Here is a 21288-nt window from a genome sequence, read left to right as displayed (position 1 = left end):
AAAAACTTTGTGAAGAGGGTGGAATAATCGTGCTTGGCAAGGTCTCGCGTCTCATCGTTTCGGCTTCTTTTGCGGCAATTCTTGCCGGCTGCAACTCGCTCGGTGTGGGCGGGGGAGACAGCGCAACAGCACCGGCCCAGCCGAATGGCAATGCGCAGATCATGCCGATGGCGCCGGCCAATCCCTCGTCCAATAACGCATCGATCGGCACCGCCAAGACCGCGTCGGGCAACACTGCCCCTGTCGTCCAGGGAGCATGCCCGCAGATCTTCATGAAGGACAAGGACGCGATCTTCCGCACCTATGCCGGCGGCGCCAAGACCGGCGATGCGGACAAACTCGCCTTCCAGGCATCGATCGGTGACTATACGCGCCAGTGCAGCCTGAACGATGCAAACCTGACGATGACTGTTGTCGCCCAGCTTCGGGTTCTCGCCGGCCCGAACGGTTCGCCCGGTAAGGTCACGCTCCCGGTTCGCATCACGGTCTTTGACGGCGAGGATGCGCTTTATTCCGAAGTAACGAATTTCCCGGTCGAGGTCGGCTCCGGAGCCACCCAGGCGCTGTTCCGCAAGGACGGTATCAAGCTTCCGGTCGGTTCCGGCTCAATGGTGCGCGTGAACATCGGTTTCGACCAGGGGCCGGTTTCGACGAAAAAGAAGAAGGCCTGAGGAACGTTTCCGTATCGCTAAGCTGATCGGCGCGGGGAGAGCAGATCGCTTGAAAATCGGCATCGTATTGAATCCGGCGTCGGGTCGACGCGGAAAGAAGCTGTTCTGGTCGGCGCTGCGGCGCGCCATAGAGGCGAGATTTACCAATCTCAGCCTGCGTGAAACCAAGGGGCACGGCGATGCCGAACGATTCGGGCGCGAACTGGCGGATGACGGCGCCGATCTGGTGATCGCCGTCGGTGGCGACGGGACGATCGGCGAAGTGGCCGGCGGCATTTTGAAGTCGCATCGGCCGGGCACGGCCTTCTCCTTTATTGCAACCGGCACCGGATGCGACTTCGCCCGCAATTTTCCGGTGTCACGCGATCCTGCTACGATCGCCAACCGCCTGACCTCTCCAACGGTACGGCAGATCGATGCCGGATTGCTCACCTGCGACGACGAGGATGGGACACCGTCAGCCGCCACTTCGCCAACATCGCGAGCTTCGGCGTTTCCGGTCACATCGTGCAGGCCGTCAACGAGGCGCCCAAGGGCAGGCGTCTGCCGGGACCGATGGTCTTCTTCTTCCACAGCCTGCTTCAAATCCTGCGTTACACGCCACGCGACATCCGTCTCAGGCTGGACGGCGAGGATATCTATGAAGGGCCGATCACCGCGGTTGCCGTTGCCAACGGCGCATGGTTCGGCGGCGGCATGAAGGTCGCTCCGGAGGCCGATGTTGCCGATGGCCTGTTCGACGTAATCATCATCCGCGGCGCCGGCAGGCTGAAGGTCCTGACGCTGATGAACAGCATCTACAGCGGCGGTCATCTGAAAAGCCCGCTCGTCAGCATCCATCGCGCAAGGCTCGTCGAGGCTTGGCCGATCGGCAGGGAGCCGGTGCCGATCGACAGCGACGGCGAAGCCCCTGGGCAGCTTCCGGCGCGCTTCGAGATTATGGTCGGTGCGCTAAGCCTGAAAATCTAGCAATTGCAGGATAACAAAGGGACGATCGGCAAGGCCGTGGCTCTCATGCGACGTTCAACCCTTCCAGGCGTGCTTGAATCATCGCCCCGAGATTGGTTTCGTGAAACGTCTCGTAGAATGCCACCGCTTCCGGCGACATGTCGGCCGGGATGGCCACGAAATCCTGAAGTCGAAGGCTCACCAATTTTCCCAATTCCGGGTCTGCGAGTTCAGTCGCGCTTAGGTTTTCGACCCGGGCCGCCAGTGCTCGGAAATAAGACAGGTTGTCGTCAACAGTGGACGGCGAGATCGTCCGTCCATGTGCGGGGATGACGAACTTGGGGTGCAAGTCGCGGATCCGTTCGAGCGATGAACAGATCAGCCGAAGGTCGTCGGAGCTTTTACTCCAGACCTCCGGAATGGGCGTCTCGACGGCGTCGACAGCCAGGCAGACACGGATCTCCGGAATCCAGATGGCAACATGGTCAGGCGTGTGCCCCGGTGTGTGGATGAGCTCCAGAGTGAGGTCGCCGCCATGAAGGGCCATCGAATCTGAAAAGGTGATATCGGGCGCGATGAGTTCGACGTTTCGGAACCGCGGCTCCTCACGCATCTTCTCGTCCAGAACTTGACAGCAGGAAGTGTCGCTCAGACGTGCACGCGCAGCCGTGTGGGCAATGATCGGGGCCTTGCCGGCAATCGCGGCGTTGCCCCAGAAGTGATCCCAGTCCATGTGGGAATTGACAACGATGAGAGGACGAGCGCGCATGTCGTCGTCAAGCAACTCCAATGCCATCCGGCATAACTCAGGCGTTCCGAGAGTGTCGACGAGGACGTTGAATCTCTCTGTGCGGACGAAGACGGCGTCAACCTCTTCGCCCGCCCTGAGGATGGAAATCCGATCGTCGAGTTCGGGATGGGTGCACAATTCCACGGAAATAGTCATGCGAGACAACCAGCATTCAGACACAGACAAGTACTTTGATAGCTGAATGAGTTCGTTTTGTCGCGATGCTATGCGGGGCCCCCGGTCCCCATAGCAAGATCGGTCGCAGAGTTTCGACTCTGCGACCGATCTTGGAGCTGAACTTCAAATGAGGACTGTTCCGGCGGCTGCTGCTCGAGAGTAACCGGAGTTACACTGCGCCTTCCCACTCGGCGAGCGCGGCGACGACGCCGGGCAGATCGTTCATGCGGGAGATGACGGTTTCAGCGCCGGCATCGGTCAGCTTGTCGGCATGTGACGGATAGGTGTGCGAGGCACCGGTAAAGCCGATGACTCGCATGCCTGCTGCGCGTGCGGCGTGGATGCCGTGAACGGAGTCTTCAACCACAACAACACGCTCGGTCGAAACGCCCATCTGCTTGGCGCCGTGCAGGAAGATATCCGGCTTCGGCTTCACGCGATCGGCCCCGAGATCCTTTGCCGAGAAGATGTGGGGCGCGAAGAGGCGCTTCAGGCCAACTTTGCCAAGCATCATGTCGAGGCGCGCGGTGCTGGAGTTGGAGCAGATGCAGCGCTTCAGATTCAGACGCGAAAGAGCGGCTTCGACGCCCGCTATCGCCTGCACGTCTTGCTCCAGGCGCATATCGAGGAGCTTCTCGGACTTGTCGAGCAGCGAGGCTGATATCGGGATGCTGGCCTCGCGCTCGACCTGGAAGAGAATATTCTGCCACGTCATGCCGGCGAAGCGTTCGCCCATTTCCTCGATGCTGATCGGATAGCCTGCTTCGGTGAGAAGCTTGGATTCGACATCCGCAGCGATGATTTCCGAATCGACCAGAACGCCGTCGCAGTCGAAGATAATGAGGTCGAAGCCTTCCATTTACTCACGCCTTGTTTGGGATGATGCCCCTTTACACGATGCCTCGCAGAAGCTCAACCGACAGCGGGGCATGGCTGGATTGCGTGTCGCGGGCGGCTTCGATTTTACGGGTGTTCGCGGCTATTTGGTGGCTGGAAACAGTGCAAGAAACTGCCGTTCGCCTTCCGGGGAAAAGACCACGGAGCGGCTTTCCGCCGTGCGGCGGGCCCAGCCCTTCTCGAGGAAATTCGAAAGCAGGGCCTTGCCGAGGCTGCCGGCGAGGTGCGCCCGCCGTTCACTCCAATCCAGACAGGAGCGGCAGAGCGGCCGACGCGACGATTTCAGGGCGTGGACGTCGATTCCGATAGTTTTGAGCTCGGTTTCGCCGCTCTCCGTCAGGGCAAGACCGTCGCCCATGGCATCGATCGCTCCCTTGGCAATCAGGCTGTCGAGCATGCGAACGCCGTAGTCGCCGGCGAGGTGATCGTAGCAGATGCGGGCCTTGCGCAATGCCGGTTCCTTTGGCCCTGGCTTATGGCGCAGATGGCCGCGCCCTGCCGCAAAGCCCATGATGCTCTCCAGGAACTTGCCGACGCTGTCATCCGCCAGCGTGAAATAGCGATGGCGGCCCTGTTTGCGCTGCACGAGCAGATTGCCCGCTTCCAGCTTGGCAAGGTGCGTGCTCGCCGTCTGCACGGTAACACCGCCCGCCGCTGCAAGCTCGGTCGCCGTCAGCGCCTTGCCGCCCATCAATGCAGTCAGCATGTTGGCGCGGGCGGGGTCGCCGATCAGTGCGCCGATCTGAGCTATATCAGGTCCTTCCTTCATACTTCGATCATAACCGAAGCATCGTCGTCGGACAATGTGCGAAAACTATCTCCAGACAACAAGGAGACCACGATGATTACTTGCTTCATCCGCTACGAGATCGATCCGTTCAAGAAGGAAGCCTTTGCCGAGTATGCCCGCAACTGGGGCCAGGCGATCCCGCGCAACGGTGCAGACCTGATCGGCTATTTCGCACCGCATGAGGGTTCGGCCACGACGGCTTACGGCGTGTACAATATCGAAAGCCTCGTCGCCTACGAGGCCTATCGCGCCCGTCTTGCCGCCGATACGCTCGGCAAGGAAAACTACGAGTTCGCCAAACGCGAACGTTTCATTCTCAAGGAAGATCGTATCTTCCTCAAAAACACTTCCCTTCCTCATGCAAAGCTGGTGATGCCATGATCGCTGTTATCTTCGAAGTCCTGCCCTTCATGGGCGAACGCCACACCTATCTCGATCTCGCCGGCGAGCTTCGCGGTGAACTGGAAAAGATCGACGGCTTCATCTCGATCGAGCGCTTCGAAAGCCTCACCAATCGTGGCAAGCTGCTTTCGCTTTCCTTCTGGCGTGACGAGGAGGCTGTGAAGACGTGGAGAAACCTGGAGGCGCACCGCGCCGCCCAGCACGCCGGCCGCAACGGCGTCTTCGCGGACTATCGGCTGCGCATCGGCCACATCGTCCGCGACTACGGCATGAATGACCGCGGCGAAGCGCCGGCGGATAGCCGCAAGGTGCACGACGTGGCGGCCTAACGAGAGCAGCCGGAAGGGCAGGGGCCGCTGCCCAACTCCTTCGGCGCCAAAGCGCCTGCGACTTATTTTGCCGAAATCGTTCATGCCTTCAGGCTTTGGTAACCAAACTGAGTAACCATAACAGACAGTAAAAAGCGTAATGTGTATGAGCGAGTTTCCAGATGGCGTCAGTATTTCCGCTTGCCGATCTCAAGGCCTCCGCAAAGCCGGACTCCTGGATCGACACGATCATCAAGGGCGATTGCGTTGCTGCCCTTGAAGCCCTGCCGAACCACTCCGTAGACGTAATTTTCGCCGATCCGCCGTACAATCTGCAGCTTGGCGGCACGCTGCATCGTCCCGATCAATCGCTGGTCGATGCCGTCGATGACGAGTGGGATCAGTTCGCCTCGTTCGAAGCCTATGACGCCTTCACCCGCGCCTGGCTGCTCGCGTGCCGCCGTGTCCTGAAGCCGACGGGCACGATCTGGGTGATCGGCTCCTATCACAATATCTTCCGCGTCGGCGCCACGCTGCAGGATCTGAACTTCTGGATCCTGAACGACATCGTCTGGCGCAAGACCAACCCGATGCCGAACTTCAAGGGCCGTCGTTTCCAGAACGCGCACGAGACGATGATCTGGGCGAGCCCGAACGCCAAGGCCAAGGGTTACACCTTCAACTACGACGCCATGAAGGCTGCCAACGACGACGTGCAGATGCGTTCCGACTGGCTGTTTCCGATCTGCAGCGGCAACGAGCGTCTGAAGGGCGACGACGGCAAGAAGGTGCACCCGACGCAGAAGCCGGAAGCGCTGCTTGCCCGCGTCATCATGGCTTCCTCGAAGCCCGGCGACATCATCCTTGACCCGTTCTTCGGCTCCGGCACGACGGGCGCCGTCGCCAAGCGCCTCGGCCGCCACTTCGTCGGCATCGAGCGCGAGCAGGACTACATCGACGCGGCCTCCGCCCGCATCGAAGCGGTGGAGCCGCTGGGCAAGGCTGAACTCACCGTCATGACCGGCAAAAAGCAGGAAGTCCGCGTGGCGTTCAACGTGCTGGTCGAAAGCGGCCTGATCAAGCCCGGCCAGGTGCTGACTGATGCGCGCCGTCGCTACAGTGCGATCGTTCGTGCTGACGGCACGGTCGCCTCCGGTGGCGAGGCCGGCTCCATTCATCGCCTTGGGGCAAAGGTTCAGGGCCTTGATGCATGCAACGGATGGACATTCTGGCACTTCGACGACGGGCAGTCCCTGCGCCCGATCGACGAATTGCGGTCCGTGATCCGCAGTGATCTGGCAAAGGCGGAATGACGCGCGCCTCGACCTGATCGAGACTCCCTTCTTCCGGTGTTTTGTACCTCCAGTTACGGAAGAAGGCCTGGCGCCCGGGATCAACACCCCGGGCGCTCTTCATTTTGGCTCGCGCGGCAGCGCAATTCCGTGTCATGTATCGGCGGCTGATGATCCGAAAGAGGCAAGGACCCCGCCATGTATCTTGCGATCATACTGTTGCTGATGCTTGTCCTGCCGCTGGGTTCGGTTGCCGCCGAAGCCCATTGGAGCGCGGACGCCAACGTCGTCTTCCTCGTCGGGAAATGGTTCGTCTTTTGGGGCGTCGGCCTGCGACTGCTCGTGGCAAGCCTGAAGCAGATCATCAACCCGGCCTTCACTGCGGAGACGATCTTCGGTGTCACCGATCACAAGGCGCAGGCATTGGTGCAGGAGATCGGCTTCGGCAATCTCTCGATCGGCATGCTTGGCATATTCAGCCTCTTCGAGCCGCGGTGGATTGTCCCGGCAGCGATCACCGCCTGCCTTTTCTACGGGCTCGCCGGTCTGAAGCATCTTCTCGAGCGGCCGAGAAACAGGTCGAGGAAGATCGCGATGTTCTCCGACCTGTGGCTCTTCTTCGTGCTCGCTTTTTATCTTTCCGCAGCGTTCTTTCAAAACGCCTGATAGTCCGTTACCTCGACGTGAGTGACACGACCGTCGTCGTTGAAGGTGATCGTCTCTTCGCCTTCCCGGACGAGTGGCTTGCCCGTCTTGCTGTGCGTTGCGCGAACGGACCACACGGCGCGGCCGGCATTCGGGCTGACCTTCTCGACCAGCGTGTTGATTGCCGTCTGGTCCGGGTAGTCCTCGAAATACTTGCGGAAGGCGACCATGATCTCAGCCCGCCCCGACAGGCTTCCGACCCCGTTCGAGACATAGGTCGCGTCGTCCGCGAAATAGTCCTCGATCATATCGAAGTCGAGCGCGTTGATCGCGCCGTGAAAACGTTTGATTTCCTCAACCGGATCGAATGCCATCGTCAGAGCCTCACGCCGCGCGCTGCAAGATCGGCGCGCAGCTTGTCGGCGCCGGTGAAGAGAACCGCATCCCAGCCGGCCGCCTTGGCGCCATCGACGTTGGGGGCGGAGTCATCGATGAAGATTGTCGCCGCCGGATTGAGGCCGAAGCTCTTGGCGTGTGCTTCGTAGATCGCAATGTTGGGCTTGATGAGACCGACGTCGCCGGAAACGGTAACGCCGCGCGGCTTCGTCAGGAACGGAAAGCGGACCTGCGCTTCGCGGAAGGTGTCGGAAGCGAAGTTCGTCAGCATCGTCACGTCCTGGCCATCGGCAATCAGGCCTTCCATGATGGTGACGCTGTCGTCGTAGGAGTGGGGGACCATCTCGTGCCAGTATTTGCGGAAGGCCCGGATATGCTCCTCGCGATCCGGATGAACCTCGATCAGCAGGGCTTCAGCTTCCTCCCAGGTGCGGCCGCGATCCTGCTCGACGTTCCAGTCATGAGTGCAGACATTCTCGAAAAACCACTTGCGTTCGGCCTCATCGGGAATGAGGCGGCTGAACGGAATATTCGGATCGTAATGGATGAGAACTTTTCCGATGTCGAAAACAATATGGTCGATGGGCATCGATTAATCCTTGGCATGTTTGAACGCGAGCGGGATAGCCGCGGTGATTGCTTTTTTCATGACGGTCGGCAGTGCCTGCGAGTCTAGATTTGTAACCGGCTCCCACCAACCGTTATCCACTTGAATTCGCGAGGGGATCGCGACGCGGTAGATCGAGAGCCTGAGCTCGAAATGGGTGAAGACGTGGGTGACGGTCCCGCAAGGCTCCCAGGCAGCCGGGAAAGGCGCAGCATCGGCCGAGCTTTCCCCGTCCTGCCGCGCCGTCCAATTGGTCGTCGGCACTTCCGTCATGCCTCCGAGCAGGCCGCTCTCGATGCGCCGCCGCAACATGAGGTCGCCATCCGCCGTGACCGCGATAAAGGCTGCGCCCTGACGGATCGGCTTTTCCTTCGTGGCTGCCTTGACCGGAAAGCGCTCGGGATCGTGCAGGCGCAGCGCCTCGCAGGATCCCCTGAAGGGACAGAGCGAACAGGCGGGCCGCTTCGGCGTACAGATCGTGGCGCCGAGATCCATCATTGCCTGCGCAAAGTCGCCGGGCCGATCCTGCGGCGTCAGCAGAGCCACCTTCTGTTTCATCAATGGTTTGGCAGCGGGTAGGGGCGTAGCGATCGCGTAAAGGCGCGAGATCACCCGCTCGACGTTGCCATCCATCACGGCTGCCTGCCGGTTGAAGGCTATCGCCGCCACCGCGGCCGCCGTATAGTCCCCGATGCCGGGAAGCGACTTCAGCCCCTCCTCGGTATCTGGAAAGATGCCGTTATGATCGGACGCGACGGCCTCCGCGCATTTCTTGAGGTTGCGGGCGCGGGCGTAGTATCCAAGCCCGGCCCAGGCCGCCATAACGTCTTCGCTGGCGGCATCGGCGAGGTCACGCACGCTCGGCCAGCGTGCCAGGAAATTGGCGAAGTAGGGTTTCACCGCCGGCACCGTCGTCTGCTGCAGCATCACCTCGGAAAGCCAGACGTGATAGGGATCGGCCTTGATGCCGCGCGCCGCCATCGGCGGCGAGACGCGCCATGGCAGATCGCGATGGTGGCGGTCGTACCAGTCGAGAAGGGGCTTGGCGGCAGGCGCGTCCAGTGTCGTCGATGTCATCATTTGCCGTCGTGAGGGGAAGTGCCCTATACTTGGCGAAGCAATGCCGCGCGATCAAGGCAGTGGTGCCTGAACGCAGGGCGATCTGAAGGATTCGATGAGTTATCCACGCAAAGGTGAAAAGCAGATCTCCGAATTGGCCAACGGGCTGATCGATCCCGTGCTGGCGCGCCGTGCCGGAATCAACACTGCGCTGCTTGGCTCGTGGGATGAAATCGCCGGTGCGGAGTTCGCCGATTGCACGCGTCCGGAAAAGATCGCCTGGGCGCGCGGCAACGACGAGGGCAGCTTTCGGCCCGGTGTGCTCACGATTGCCTGCGAGGGCGCCCGCGCGCTGTTCCTGACCCATGCGCAAGGCGAGTTGATCCAGCGCGTCAACAGCTTCTTCGGATTTGCCGCCGTCCACCAGATCCGTATCGTCCAGAAACCCGTCTATCCGGCGGTGAAGCGCTCCCGCACGCCTCCTCCCTTGAAGGGGGCGGCTGCGGCAAAGCTGGAGGATATGATGGAGGGGATCGAGGGCGATAAGCTGCGCGAAGCCGTGAAGCGGCTCGGCACGGCCGTGCTGGGCAAGCGCGGTCGCTAACGCCTTGCAAGTGTTGGCGCGGCAATTCTGTCCGCAATTTAATCGGGCTGTCCAACCAAGGTCACAATTCTTTGAAGAAAGTTCGCGAGCCGTGTCTTGTTCAGGACTTCGAGGCGCTATATCGGACTCACAGCCATTACTCTCATTTATGGGGACCTTCATGCCGATTTCTGAAATGCAACTGACGAAACGCCAGCTTCTGGGCGGCGTGGCTGCCGCGACCGCGACCCTGGCGGTTTTCAGTAGCGCGCATGCCGCTGTCGAAGTGCCTCAGCCCGATGGCGAGGTCGACATGGCCGCCGTGCTGAAGCCGGGCCCGCTGCCGGAAATGGTGCTTGGCAAGGAAGACGCCCCGGTAACGATCGTCGAATACATGTCGATGACCTGCCCGCACTGCGCTCACTTCCACACGACGACCTTCGACGCGATCAGGAAGAAGTATGTCGACACCGGTAAGGTCCGCTTCATCATCCGCGAATTCCCCTTTGATCCGCGCGCCGCTGCCGCCTTCATGCTGGCCCGCTGCAATCCGCAGAAGCCGGAAGAAATGAGCACGCCGGAACAGTATTTCGCGATGGTATCCATGCTCTTCAAGCAGCAGCAGACCTGGGCCGCTGCCGATGATGGCCGCGCTGCACTGCTGCAGATGGCCAAACTTGCTGGATTTACTGAGGATAGTTTCACGAAGTGCTTGACGAACCAGAAGCTGCTGGATGAAGTGAATGCAACGCGGGAACGAGGTTCCAAGGAGTTTGGCGTCAATGCCACGCCGACGTTCCTCATCAACGGCAAGCGCTTTTCTGGAGACATGACGGTTGACACCATGTCGGCCCTTATCGACAGCCTGCTCTAATCTGAACCGTATCCGATCGACGGGCGACGGCGGAAGCCGTACGCCCGTCTTTTGCTTTATCAGGCGCGGGGACGCGGCATGAAGTTCAACAAGCTTCGCGTCGTCGGCTTCAAGTCCTTCGTTGAACCCACCGAATTCATCATCGAGCGCGGACTGACCGGTATCGTCGGCCCGAACGGCTGCGGCAAGTCGAACCTCGTCGAAGCGCTGCGCTGGGTGATGGGCGAGAATTCCTACAAGAACATGCGCGCGTCCGGCATGGACGATGTCATCTTCTCCGGCTCCGGCAATCGTCCCGCCCGCAACACGGCTGAAGTAGCACTCTATCTCGACAATGCCGAGCGTACGGCGCCCGCTGCCTTCAACGACAGCGACGAGATCCAGGTCACGCGCCGCATCGAGCGGGAGCAGGGATCGATCTACCGCATCAACGGCAAGGAAAGCCGCGCCAAGGACGTGCAGCTTCTCTTTGCCGACGCCTCCACCGGCGCCCGTTCGCCGTCCATGGTCGGGCAAGGACGGATCGGCGAGTTGATCTCGGCAAAGCCGCAGGCCCGCCGCCAGTTGCTTGAAGAGGCAGCCGGCATATCTGGCCTGCATTCGCGCCGTCACGAAGCCGAGCTTCGCCTGCGTGCCGCCGAAAGCAATCTCGAACGTCTCGACGACGTGACTTCTCAACTGGAGAGCCAGATCGAGAGCCTGAAGCGTCAGGCCCGCCAGGCAAGCCGTTTCAAGTCGCTGTCCGCGGATATACGCGCCCGCGAGGCGCTGCTTCTGCACATCCGCTGGGTTCAGGCCAAGGAGGCCGAAGTCGAGGCCGATAGCGCGCTCAATCAGGCCACCGTCGTCGTCGCCGAAAAGGCGCAGATGCAGATGGAGGCCGCCAAGGTTCAGGGCATTACAAGCCTGAAGCTGCCGGAATTGCGGGACGCCGAAGCACGCGCCGCTGCCGCGTTGCAGCGCCTGCAGATCGCCAAGACCCAGCTCGAGGAGGATGCCAACCGCATCCTGCGCCGTCGTGACGAACTGACCCGCCGTCTTGCGCAGCTCGGCGAGGATATCCGCCGCGAGGAGCGGCTGGTTGCCGATAACGCCGAAATCCTGGCGCGGCTGGATGCCGAAGAGAGCGAGATCACTGAGATCCTTGCCGATTCCGGCCGTTTTGCCGAGGAGACACGCGAGGCCTTCGAGGAGGCTGCCGCAAAGCTCGCCGACAGTGAGCGCACTTTTACCGCGTTGACAGCCGAACGCGCCGAGGCTGCAGCCGGGCGCAACCAGCTCGAGCGCGCCATTCGCGACCTTGCCGATCGCAAGATGCGCCTTGAACGGCAGATGGATGAGGCCAACCGCGAGCTGTCGGCCATCGGGGAGAAGATTTCCAGCCTGCCCGATCCGGACGAGAAGCGGGACGTGGTCGAGGCGGGCGAGCAGGCTCTTGCCGAGGCGGAAGCCGCAATCCAGGGCGTCGAGCAGGCCTTGGCCGCTGCCCGCCAGACCGAGGCTCTTTCCCGATCGCCTGTCGATCAGGCGCGTGCGAAGCTGAACGCCATCGAAACGGAAGCCCGGACCATTTCGCGCATGCTGGCTGCCGGTGCCGCGGCAGGCGAATTTGCACCCGTTGCCGATGAACTTCGCGTCGATCGCGGCTTTGAGACGGCGCTCGGTGCGGCCCTTGGCGACGACATCGAATCCCCGCTCGATCCGAAGGCGCCGGTGCATTGGTCCGGCCATGGTGACGGTGCCGCCGACCCGGCATTGCCGGCTGGCGCGACGCCGCTGATCGACCATGTGCGCGCTCCTGCGGCACTGATGCGCCGCCTGAAGCAGATCGGCCTCGTCTCCGGTTCGGATGCGGAAACCCTGATGAGGGACCTCAAGCCAGGCCAACGCCTGGTGACCAAGGAGGGCGCCGTCTATCGATGGGACGGCCATGTCACCGGCGCGGATGCGCCGAGTGCGGCGGCACTCCGGCTGGCACAGAAGAACCGGCTCGCCGAACTGGAAAGCGAAGCCGCGCTTGCCCGCGACATACTTGATGAAGCGGAGGAACGCCTGGCGAGTGCGGCCTATGCCATCCGACTTCAGGAACAGCGCCTCGCCGAGGCGCGCGAGAAGAGCCGTATATCCGCGCGGCAACTCGCCGAGGCGCGCGAAGCGCTGGCAGCGGCCGAGCGGGCCTCTGGCGATCTCATCCGCCGCCGTGATGTCATTACAGAATCTGTCAGCCAGCTTCAGATCCAGCTTGAAGATCTCTCGATCCAGGAAGAGAACGCCCGGATCGAGTTGGAAGACGCCCCTGATTTGACGGCGATCGACGTACGGCTTCGAGCGCAGCAGGCGGAAGTCGCGACCGATCGTGGCGCACTTGCAGAAGCGCGGGCACGCCATGAAAGCCTGAACCGCGAGAACGAAGCCCGTCAGCGCCGCATCATTGCCATCGGGCAGGAGCGCGAGACCTGGCGCCAGCGCGCTGCCAGTGCCGAGGACCACATCGCGACACTTCGCGACCGCGAGGAGGAGGCGCGGGAGGAAGCGTCTGAGCTCGAAATGGCGCCCGATGAGTTCGACGACAAGCGCCGCGCGCTCTTGACCGAACTCCAGAAGGCCGAGGAAGCACGTCGCCACGCGGCCGATGTGCTTGCTGAAGCCGAGCTCGTCCAGCGTGACGCCGACCGCAAGGCGGCGACAGCGCTTTCCGAACTCGCCGAAAGCCGCGAGCGCCGCGGTCGCGCCGAAGAGCGGCTGGTCTCGGCGCGCGAAAAGCGACAGGAAACCGAGGCCCGAATTCGTGAGGCGCTAAACGTTGCGCCGCACGAGGCGCTTCGGCTTGCCGGACTTGAGTCGCTGCAGGCAGCACCCGATCTTCGCGAGGTCGAGCGCGAACTCGAACGCCTCAAGATGGAGCGCGAGCGCCTTGGCGCCGTGAACCTGCGCGCCGAGGAAGAACAGAAGGAACTGAGCGGGAAGCTCGAGGCGCTGATCAAGGAACGCGACGACGTGATCGATGCGATCCGCAAGTTGCGTGGCGCGATCCAGAGCCTCAATCGCGAGGGTCGCGAGCGCCTGCTCGCCGCGTTCGACGTGGTCAACGGCCAGTTCCAGCGCCTTTTCACCCATCTTTTCGGCGGAGGAACGGCCGAACTGCAACTGATCGAATCCGATGATCCGCTCGAGGCAGGCCTGGAAATTCTCGCCCGTCCGCCGGGCAAGAAGCCGCAGACGATGACGCTCCTTTCGGGCGGCGAGCAGGCGCTGACGGCAATGGCACTGATCTTTGCCGTCTTCCTGACCAATCCGGCCCCGATCTGCGTGCTGGACGAAGTGGACGCCCCGCTCGATGACCACAATGTCGAGCGCTATTGCAACCTGATGGACGAAATGGCCGCCTCCACCGAGACGCGTTTCGTCATCATCACACATAATCCGATCACCATGGCGCGCATGAACAGGCTGTTCGGCGTGACGATGGCGGAGCAGGGGGTATCGCAGCTCGTGTCGGTCGATCTTCAGACCGCCGAACAACTGCGCGAGATTGCCTGAGCCAAAGGCTGGGAAAAGCCCAAAAAAAGTCTGCCAGAATGGGCTGACTCCACCATTCAGGTAATGTTTTCCTACCGATCTTGTATTAGAGATTCCTTCATGGTGTCGCCGAATTACCGCGAAAAGGTATCGGCTGCATGGTTTCCTGCGCGACGCGCTCGGAGCAATATGGTTTTGGCTCTGACAGTCCGTATGGACGGAACCCCCCGTCCGGTTTTCCTGGCTGGACGGACATAAGGCTTTGCGGGACTTTGTTGCAGTCCCGCAAAGCTTTTTCTCCCCTCAATCGCTTCAGTCTGTCGCAGTTATTGTGCGCCGCAACATTTCGGCCGCATTTGTCGATTTTCATTTCAACACCAAGGGATTAAGTTGATCCGGATTTGGTGTTGGGGGAAATATGACCAAGTGGGTCTATACATTTGGCAATGGTCAGGCAGAGGGTAGTGCCCTTGAGGGCGAGCGTTTGGGCGGCAAAGGCGCAAACCTCGCGGAAATGTGCAACCTGGGTCTGCCTGTCCCTCCTGGTCTGACGATCATCGCCGGCGCCTGCTCTGCCTACTACAAGAACGGACGGCAGATTGCAGAAGAGCTGAAGGCACAGGTCCGCGCGGGCATTCAAGGGATCGAAGAAATTACCGGCCGGCGGTTCGGCGCGGGCGATCGGCCGCTGCTCTTGTCCGTGCGCTCGGGAGCGCGCGTTTCGATGCCGGGGATGATGGACACCGTCCTCAATCTCGGCCTCAACGATGAAACCGTACAAGCGCTCGGCCACGATGCCGGCGACGCACGGTTCGCCTGGGATAGCTACCGCCGTTTCATCCAGATGTATGCCGACGTCGTCATGCGTCTCGATCACGAGGTGTTCGAGGAGATCCTCGAGGACGAGAAGGCGCGGCTCGGCTATGAGTTTGATACCGAACTGACCGCCAACGAATGGCAGCACGTGGTCTCGCTCTACAAGAGCCTGATTGAGGAGGAGCTGGGCGAGGAGTTTCCTCAAGATCCCGAGGTGCAGCTATGGGGCGCTGTAGGCGCCGTCTTCGCCAGCTGGATGAGCGTCCGCGCAGTCACCTATCGCCAGCTTCACAATATTCCCGAAGGCTGGGGCACGGCGGTCAACATCCAGGCGATGGTCTTCGGAAACCACGGTAATTCGTCCGCGACCGGTGTTGCCTTCACGCGCAATCCGTCGACGGGCAATAAATCGCTCTATGGCGAATTCCTCGTCAATGCGCAGGGCGAGGATGTGGTTGCCGGCATCCGCACGCCGCAGAGCATTACCGAGGAGGGGCGCATCAGCTCCGGTTCGGAACGACCGTCGATGGAAAAGCTGATGCCGGATGCCTTCAAGGAGCTGTCAGGCATCTGTTCCGAGCTTGAAACGCATTATCGCGAGATGCAGGACATCGAGTTCACCATCGAGCGCGGAAAGCTCTGGATGCTGCAGACCCGCGCGGGCAAGCGCTCGACGCGCGCTGCGATGAAGATCGCCGTCGACATGGTAGATGAGAAACTCATCACCGAAGAAGAAGCGGTGCTTCGCATCGAACCTTCGTCACTGGACCAGCTCCTGCACCCGACGATTGACCCGCGTGTTACCCGCGAGATCATCGGCACCGGCCTGCCGGCCTCGCCCGGCGCGGCGACCGGCGAGATCGTCTTCACCGCCGAGGAGGCCGTGACAGCGTCCGAGGAGGGGCGCAAGGTTATCCTGCTGCGTGTCGAGACCAGTCCAGAAGACATCCACGGCATGCACGCGGCCGAGGGCATTCTGACGACACGTGGCGGCATGACCAGCCATGCCGCCGTTGTCGCACGCGGCATGGGCATCCCCTGCGTGGTCGGCGCTGGTGGCATGCGCATCGACGCCCGCAACGAGCGGCTGATCGGCGTCGGCGTCACGCTGAAGAAGGGCGACGTCATCACCATCGACGGTTCGGCCGGGCAGGTGTTGAAGGGTGACGTGCAGATGATCCAGCCGGAGCTCTCCGGCGATTTCGGGCGCATCATGCAATGGGCCGATCGGGCGCGGCGCATGACCGTGCGCACCAATGCCGATACGCCGGCTGATGCGCGCGCGGCTCGCTCCTTCGGTGCCGAGGGCATCGGCCTTTGCCGCACCGAGCACATGTTCTTCGAGGGCGACCGCATTCATCTGATGCGCGAGATGATCCTGGCGGAGGATGAAACCGGCCGCCGCGCCGCTCTCGATAGCCTGCTGCCGGTCCAGCGCCACGATTTCACCAGCCTGTTCAACGTCATGCACGGCCTGCCGGTGACGATCCGTCTGCTCGATCCGCCGCTGCACGAATTCCTGCCTAAGACGGACGAGGAGATCGCCGACGTTTCCGCCGCAATGGGCATGGACGCTGCAGCACTGCGCCAGCGCGTCGATGCGCTGCATGAGTTCAATCCGATGCTCGGCCATCGCGGCTGCCGACTGGCGATTTCCTACCCTGAAATTGTCGAGATGCAGGCGCGCGCCATTTTCGAGGCGGCGGTCGCGGCAGCCCATGAAACGGGTGCTGCCGTCGTGCCCGAGATCATGGTGCCCCTGGTTGGGTTGCGCTCCGAGCTGGACTACGTCAAGGAGCGCATCGACGCCATCGCCGGGGACGTCATGGCGGAGGCCGGCATGCGGATCGACTACCTGGTCGGCACGATGATCGAACTGCCGCGTGCAGCCCTCAGGGCCCATATCATCGCCGAAGCGGCGGAGTTCTTCTCCTTCGGCACCAACGACCTGACGCAGACAACCTTCGGCATCTCGCGCGACGATGCATCCGCCTTTATTCCGACCTATCAGCGCAAGGGGATCATCGAGCACGATCCCTTCATTTCGCTGGATTTCGACGGTGTCGGGGAGTTGATCCGCATTGCCGCCGAACGCGGTCGGCGCACGCGCAATGACATGAAGCTCGGGATTTGCGGCGAACATGGCGGCGATCCGGTATCCATCCATTTCTGCGAGGAAATCGGATTGGACTACGTGTCCTGTTCACCCTTCCGCGTGCCGATTGCCCGGCTTGCCGCCGCGCAGGCGGTGATTACCAATGGCGCCCGTATCCGCGACCGTAGTAAGGACGGTCGAGATCATAGGACATCTGCAACATGAGCATATCGCTGTCGTAACGCGCCTGGGCACGGCGATAGAGATCGATGCGCTGCATGCAGGTCGCGAAGCCCTCCGTGCCGCGCCGGAAGCCATAGCGTAAGCATTGAGCCTCGTCGGCGGCGCGCCGCTCTTCCGGCGTCATTGTTTGGCAGGCCGAGAGGCCGATTGATAGCGCGGCAAGCGCGAGAGCTAAAACGAGCGTACGCATCGACATGTCTCTGCAATCAAAACTCTGCGCCATCAGATGACGCCAATCGGCGGTTACAGTCAACCAAAAGAATAACTTAGGCCGAAGCGGTGCGCTTGCATCGCTGCTTTCAACGCCTGTGGCCTTCCGTCTGTGGAGGATCGTCTGTAAGAAGACGGCTCGGACGACATTGGAAGATAAACATGGCACTACGCGATCGATTCTCGAAGAAACTGACCTGCCCGCAATGCGGCAACGCCGGCTTTGCGGAAGCGTCCGAGACGGATGATCCGAAGCGCAAGCATCCGGGCTTTAGCGTCGATCATCTACCGCGCGGCTTCTTCATCCAGCGCGCGTCCAACCATCAGGAAACTTCCATGATCAAGTGTGAGTGCGGGCGCAAATTCCCGTTCCGCAGCCTGGCTGAAGCAGCGGCGCAACGCGATTAGAGCCGAAAGGCTCTAGGTCAGAACCGTTCAAGAACCTTGATGAAGGCGTCGGCGAAGCGGATGAGGTGGGCCGTCGCAGGATCCGGCGCTTCCATGCGGATTTCCGTGCCGCTGTGATCCAGCACGGCAAGAACGACACGCATCTGTTCGCTCATGGACGGGATGCGCAGCACTGCAATGCGCTTGCAATCGTCCATCAATCCCTCGGCGGGAAGATCAAACAGGAATTCTCCGCCAGCCTTGGCGGATGCTACGCGGACGGTTTCGCAGAAGTCGGATTTGCCATCGTATCCGTCGAGCGACAATTCCAGTTCCAGAAGCTCTATCGGCAGAAGCGGATCTGCATGATCGGCTGCGCCCAGCGTCGGCGACTGGGTTCCCGATGCGGGCTCCGGTGCAATCATTGCCCTTCTCCTGTTGGTCGGTTGCGACCCAAACCATACAACTGCAAATCAAGGAATATCAGAAAATGCTTACGCACGCCATTGTCGTCTTCCCCGTGGATTGCGCCCATCGGAATGACACAACAGTTTCAATTTAGGCGAATCTTGCACTAAACAAGTGGAGGGCGATTTTGCGCGTTCATGCGGGACGCGCCGCTTGCGAGTAACCGGTAAGTTTGATGGCAATCCGTTTCGACCGCCCTGTTTCAAATGCTGCCCGCTTCTCGCGGCGCTTCGCAGCGTTTGCCCTGGTTCTCTGCCTTGCGGCTCTGGTTGGTCATCGCTTCGCCGGCCTTTCTACGCCATACCTTGTGCTGGTTCTGCTCGTCTCCGCGGGCTTCGCGCTGCTTGGGACCTTGCTTGCCGTTGCCGGGCTGCGCAGCCTCTGGCTGACGGGTGCCGAAGGCGGGCTCGATGCCTTGAAAGCCTTGATTTATGTGGCCCTTCCGCTCGCCATCGGCGGGATTGCCGCCGAACGCTATTTCGCGCTGCCGGCGATCTATGACGTGTCAACCGATATCGTCTCGGCGCCGGACTGGCTGAAGACGCCGAACGCAGATCAGATCTGGCTGAAGCGAGAGCCGGCGGTCACGCCTGAGGACCGCGAAAAGCAGCTCGAAGCCTACCCGGAACTCACAGGCCGTCGCTACGACGGCGCTATCGACCGCGTGCTCGAAGCCGTCAAGAAGGTCGCCAAGGAGAATGGCATCCGCATTACCCGCGCCGACGGTGACAGCGAGCCAAGCCCCGATCTCGAGAAGCGACCGGCGAAGCCGCAGCCAGATGACGCCGCGGTTGCTGAGGCGCCAGAAGCCGTGCCGGTCCCGACGCCACGGCCCTACGACGACGACGTTGCGCAGCTGATTCGCCGGGCCAATGGCGTAACGCTGCAGGGCGAAACCCGCACCTTGGTTCTCGGCCTGCGTTTCGACATCGTCATCCGCTTGCGGGAGGAAGCGGAAACCACGTTCGTCGACGTCAGGGTCGCCTCGCGCTACGGCCTGCATGATCTCGGCCTCAGCGCCGATATCGCGGAGAACTACCTCAAGGCGCTCGATTCCGAATTGCTCGGCATCGCTGGCAGCTAGCCTCGTTCGCCTCAATATCTGCCATCGAAGACGATGACAGGCTTGTCGTCGGCAAATACAGGCGCCGACGTAAGCTATTTCCGTGTTGCAGGTCGGTAGGAGCCGAAAAGGGCAGGCGGTCCATCCGTTTCGATCTCACCCCGCTCCACCAGATCCTCGATATGGGCAAGAACCGAAAGCGCGGCAGCGCCATGCAGGCGCGGATCCGTCTCGCGATAGATCACCTTCACCATGTCGGGGATGTTCGTATCGCCAGCGCGGATGCGGCCGAGCACGGCGCGTTCGCGCATCCGCCGATGCGTCTTCAGGGCTCGCATGAAAGAGATCGGCTTGCGGACGGGGCCGCCATGTCCGGGAAGCAGCAGGCGGTCGTGCCTCTCGATCAGCTTGTCGAGGGAGGCCATGTAGTCGGCCATCGAGCCATCGGGCGGCGCGACGATGGAGGTAGCCCACCCCATGACATGATCGGCGGAAAACAGGATCCCGGTTCCCTCGAGCGCGAAGGCCGCGTGATTGGCGGTATGCCCGGGCGTCAACACGCCCGTCAGCCCCCAGCCGTCGCCCTCGATCGTCTCGCCGTCGCCGATTGTGACGTCGGGCCGGAATTCCAGGTCCGAGCTTTCGGCGAAGGGATTGATCTCGCCCTGATGCAGTGGCCGGGCAGCGCGGTGTGGTCCCTCGGCGACGATCCGCGCCCCGGTCGCCGCCTGCAGGCGCCGAGACAGCGGGGAGTGGTCGCGATGGGTATGACTGATGAAGATATGGGTGACCTCGCGTCCATCGAGCGCTGCCATCAATGCCTGCAAGTGTGCCTCGTCCTCCGGCCCAGGATCGATGACCGCCACGGAGCGATCCCCGACGATGTAGCTGTTCGTGCCGTGAAACGTGAAGGCGCTCGGATTGTTGACCGTAATGCGCTGCACGTCTGAGGCAACAGGCACGGCCTGGCCATAGGCGGGCTCGAAGGCCAAATTGAACTCGGGACTTGCCATTTACTTGTATTCGATCTCGATGAAGGACATCGGCTGATCGCCGGCATTGACGACATTGTGCTCGATCCCGGCGTCGCGGCGGTAGGCAGCGCCCTTGGCAATATCGACCCTGCGGCTGCCGTCCTTTTCCTCCAGCAGGAACTGGCAATCGGTCATCGGCACGACGACATAGCCCATCCCATGTGTATGGATGCCCGTATCGGCTCCCGGCTCGAAGTCCCAGCGCGTGATCCGAACCACGGCATCGTCGAGCAGCAGCGTTGCGAGGGCAGGCGGGCGGGCGCGGTACTGGCTCATCGTTACTCCATCGTCCTGGACGGCTGACGCGAGACCTAGCATGGTGACGCAAAATGCGCACAGAAATATGCAATGGCCCGAAACTTAATGATTGTGACGTCAGGCGAGCTTTGCTAAGCAGGCGTCGATTTGGCAAGCGGGTCTCCGCTTTCAAACTCTGGTGGGGCGTCGCCAAGCGGTAAGGCACCGGTTTTTGGTACCGGCATTCCCAGGTTCGAATCCTGGCGCCCCAGCCATTGAATTCCAGGTCCGTTCTGGACACATAGGTTACGTTTTATTCCTGAGACATAGGTAACACTTTTGGACCGAAAGGGTTCGGCAAAGGTTCAAGCCTGCATGTCTCATCATCGAAGTATCCCAGATCGTAGTCCATAAAGCTTGTCAGCCAGATATGGTCTTCGACCTGTTTGATGCCGACGGGCTGACCGGCGAAGACCAGACTGAGATTGATCTTCTTCCGCTTGTAGCAGATGCGTCCGCATGTTGTGACGGTGACTGTCTGGTCGTGGAACGGGTAGTCGAGATCGGGTAGGCCGCGGTAGGCGCGCGGTGACGCGTCGTAGCGCTCTGCCGGGTAGGCCATGTTGAGCGCCTGGTGGGGCCGCTCGCTGTTGAACTCCTCGACGAAGTCGTCGAAGCGGGCTTGCTGCTGCAGGAAATTGTCTCCGGCCGGCTTGGTTGTCTCAAGTTTCAGTGTCAGATGCATGCGTTCATGGCGGCCGTTCTGCTGCGGGTTGC

23 protein-coding genes, 1 tRNA gene and 1 pseudogene are annotated in these 21288 nt (G+C 61.4%); 14 read left to right on the top strand and 11 right to left on the bottom strand.

All coding sequences use genetic code 11. The annotated features are described in order from the left end of the window. Positions 1–26 precede the first annotated feature (26 nt). The 3 genes and pseudogenes from AF71_RS19425 (at position 27) to AF71_RS19420 (ending at position 1640) form a co-directional block, all read left to right on the top strand. The gene (locus AF71_RS19425; protein WP_025661113.1) at positions 27–671 is read left to right on the top strand and encodes a hypothetical protein; all 645 of its coding nucleotides are present in this window, start codon (positions 27–29) and stop codon (positions 669–671) included. A gap of 49 nt (positions 672–720) precedes the next feature. Then, a pseudogene (locus AF71_RS31805) lies at positions 721–1035 on the top strand (acylglycerol kinase family protein); the annotation flags it as partial. Next, a complete protein-coding gene (locus AF71_RS19420; protein WP_246733739.1) occupies positions 1002–1640 on the top strand; it encodes a hypothetical protein in 639 nt (212 codons plus the stop codon). The pseudogene AF71_RS31805 and the gene AF71_RS19420, both read left to right, overlap by 34 nt. A gap of 43 nt (positions 1641–1683) precedes the next feature. Here the strand turns inward: AF71_RS19420 and AF71_RS19415 are convergent, their stop codons facing one another. The 3 genes from AF71_RS19415 to AF71_RS19405 form a co-directional block, all read right to left on the bottom strand. Further along, the gene (locus AF71_RS19415; protein WP_169682678.1) at positions 1684–2565 is read right to left on the bottom strand and encodes an MBL fold metallo-hydrolase; all 882 of its coding nucleotides are present in this window, start codon (positions 2563–2565) and stop codon (positions 1684–1686) included. A gap of 190 nt (positions 2566–2755) precedes the next feature. Continuing rightward, the gene (locus AF71_RS19410; RefSeq protein WP_018859022.1) at positions 2756–3445 is read right to left on the bottom strand and encodes an HAD family hydrolase; all 690 of its coding nucleotides are present in this window, start codon (positions 3443–3445) and stop codon (positions 2756–2758) included. Between the two features lie 120 nt (positions 3446–3565). Further along, a complete protein-coding gene (locus AF71_RS19405) occupies positions 3566–4252 on the bottom strand; it encodes a helix-turn-helix transcriptional regulator (protein WP_062370477.1) in 687 nt (228 codons plus the stop codon). Between the two features lie 72 nt (positions 4253–4324). Here AF71_RS19405 and AF71_RS19400 point away from each other — a divergent pair, with 72 nt between their 5' ends. From AF71_RS19400 to AF71_RS19385, 4 genes are all read left to right on the top strand, one after another. Further along, positions 4325–4654: an NIPSNAP family protein gene (locus AF71_RS19400; protein WP_018859024.1), complete on the top strand. Its 330-nt coding sequence runs from the start codon at positions 4325–4327 to the stop codon at positions 4652–4654. Continuing rightward, on the top strand, positions 4651–5004 hold the full coding sequence (locus AF71_RS19395; protein ID WP_018116426.1) for an antibiotic biosynthesis monooxygenase: 354 nt from the start codon (positions 4651–4653) through the stop codon (positions 5002–5004). The genes AF71_RS19400 and AF71_RS19395 overlap by 4 nt, the downstream gene beginning before the upstream one ends. Positions 5005–5165: 161 nt before the next feature. Further along, positions 5166–6296, top strand: a complete 1131-nt coding sequence (locus AF71_RS19390; protein ID WP_016553038.1) for a site-specific DNA-methyltransferase — start codon at positions 5166–5168, stop codon at positions 6294–6296. Positions 6297–6473: 177 nt separating this feature from the next. Next, positions 6474–6941 carry a DUF6790 family protein gene (locus tag AF71_RS19385; protein ID WP_169682675.1) on the top strand — a complete coding sequence of 156 codons (468 nt, stop codon included), beginning with the start codon at positions 6474–6476 and terminating at the stop codon, positions 6939–6941. Here AF71_RS19385 and AF71_RS19380 read toward each other — a convergent pair. The 3 genes from AF71_RS19380 to mutY are packed head-to-tail and all read right to left on the bottom strand — an operon-like array spanning position 6929 to position 9000. Next, positions 6929–7294 (bottom strand): nuclear transport factor 2 family protein, encoded by a 366-nt coding sequence (locus AF71_RS19380; protein WP_025661121.1) that lies wholly within the window; start codon positions 7292–7294, stop codon positions 6929–6931. The genes AF71_RS19385 and AF71_RS19380 overlap by 13 nt on opposite strands. Before the next feature lie 2 nt (positions 7295–7296). Further along, positions 7297–7905 carry an HAD family phosphatase gene (locus tag AF71_RS19375; protein ID WP_169682673.1) on the bottom strand — a complete coding sequence of 203 codons (609 nt, stop codon included), beginning with the start codon at positions 7903–7905 and terminating at the stop codon, positions 7297–7299. 3 nt (positions 7906–7908) lie between these two features. Then, complete coding sequence (gene mutY, locus AF71_RS19370; RefSeq protein ID WP_026372017.1) at positions 7909–9000, bottom strand: A/G-specific adenine glycosylase; 1092 nt, start codon at positions 8998–9000, stop codon at positions 7909–7911. Positions 9001–9097: 97 nt separating this feature from the next. On the opposite strand from mutY, the gene AF71_RS19365 reads away from it, so the two are divergent. The 4 genes from AF71_RS19365 to ppdK all read left to right on the top strand — a co-directional run bounded on the left by AF71_RS19365 (position 9098) and on the right by ppdK (position 17094). Continuing rightward, positions 9098–9586 carry a DUF721 domain-containing protein gene (locus AF71_RS19365; protein WP_018859029.1) on the top strand — a complete coding sequence of 163 codons (489 nt, stop codon included), beginning with the start codon at positions 9098–9100 and terminating at the stop codon, positions 9584–9586. Between the two features lie 160 nt (positions 9587–9746). Further along, positions 9747–10439 carry a DsbA family protein gene (locus AF71_RS19360; protein WP_169682671.1) on the top strand — a complete coding sequence of 231 codons (693 nt, stop codon included), beginning with the start codon at positions 9747–9749 and terminating at the stop codon, positions 10437–10439. A 78-nt stretch (positions 10440–10517) separates the two neighbouring features. Continuing rightward, the gene (locus AF71_RS19355; protein ID WP_169682669.1) at positions 10518–13979 is read left to right on the top strand and encodes a chromosome segregation SMC family protein; all 3462 of its coding nucleotides are present in this window, start codon (positions 10518–10520) and stop codon (positions 13977–13979) included. 397 nt (positions 13980–14376) lie between these two features. Then, on the top strand, positions 14377–17094 hold the full coding sequence (gene ppdK / locus AF71_RS19350) for a pyruvate, phosphate dikinase (protein ID WP_018859032.1): 2718 nt from the start codon (positions 14377–14379) through the stop codon (positions 17092–17094). Here ppdK and AF71_RS19345 read toward each other — a convergent pair. Next, positions 17027–17302: a hypothetical protein gene (locus AF71_RS19345; RefSeq protein WP_083929893.1), complete on the bottom strand. Its 276-nt coding sequence runs from the start codon at positions 17300–17302 to the stop codon at positions 17027–17029. The genes ppdK and AF71_RS19345 overlap by 68 nt on opposite strands. Before the next feature lie 182 nt (positions 17303–17484). Between AF71_RS19345 and AF71_RS19340 the strand changes: the two genes are divergently transcribed. After that, positions 17485–17730, top strand: coding sequence for a hypothetical protein (locus AF71_RS19340; RefSeq protein ID WP_018116436.1), 246 nt, complete (start codon positions 17485–17487; stop codon positions 17728–17730). A gap of 17 nt (positions 17731–17747) precedes the next feature. Here AF71_RS19340 and AF71_RS19335 read toward each other — a convergent pair whose 3' ends face one another. Beyond that, entirely contained in the window at positions 17748–18134 is a 387-nt protein-coding gene (locus tag AF71_RS19335) for a hypothetical protein (RefSeq protein WP_018860461.1), read from the bottom strand. A gap of 218 nt (positions 18135–18352) precedes the next feature. On the opposite strand from AF71_RS19335, the gene AF71_RS19330 reads away from it, so the two are divergent. Continuing rightward, on the top strand, positions 18353–19261 hold the full coding sequence (locus AF71_RS19330; protein WP_169682666.1) for a DUF1499 domain-containing protein: 909 nt from the start codon (positions 18353–18355) through the stop codon (positions 19259–19261). A 74-nt stretch (positions 19262–19335) separates the two neighbouring features. On the opposite strand, the gene AF71_RS19325 is transcribed toward AF71_RS19330, so the two are convergent. Together AF71_RS19325 and AF71_RS19320 are read right to left on the bottom strand one after the other, a co-directional pair. Beyond that, the gene (locus AF71_RS19325) at positions 19336–20253 is read right to left on the bottom strand and encodes an MBL fold metallo-hydrolase (RefSeq protein ID WP_018860463.1); all 918 of its coding nucleotides are present in this window, start codon (positions 20251–20253) and stop codon (positions 19336–19338) included. Continuing rightward, entirely contained in the window at positions 20254–20550 is a 297-nt protein-coding gene (locus AF71_RS19320; RefSeq protein ID WP_018860464.1) for a cupin domain-containing protein, read from the bottom strand. Positions 20551–20711: 161 nt separating this feature from the next. Between AF71_RS19320 and AF71_RS19315 the strand changes: the two genes are divergently transcribed. Beyond that, positions 20712–20786: transfer RNA gene (locus AF71_RS19315), tRNA-Gln, on the top strand. 38 nt (positions 20787–20824) lie between these two features. On the opposite strand, the gene AF71_RS19310 is transcribed toward AF71_RS19315, so the two are convergent. Continuing rightward, positions 20825–21288: integrase core domain-containing protein (locus AF71_RS19310; protein WP_169682664.1), on the bottom strand; the 464-nt coding region annotated here is incomplete at its 5' end.

The sequence above is a fragment of the Rhizobium sp. 57MFTsu3.2 genome (genome assembly GCF_012932765.1).
Classification (GTDB): domain Bacteria; phylum Pseudomonadota; class Alphaproteobacteria; order Rhizobiales; family Rhizobiaceae; genus Rhizobium; species Rhizobium altiplani.
The sequence above is the reverse complement of the archived record's forward strand: the minus strand, read 5'-3'. Positions and strand labels throughout refer to the sequence as shown.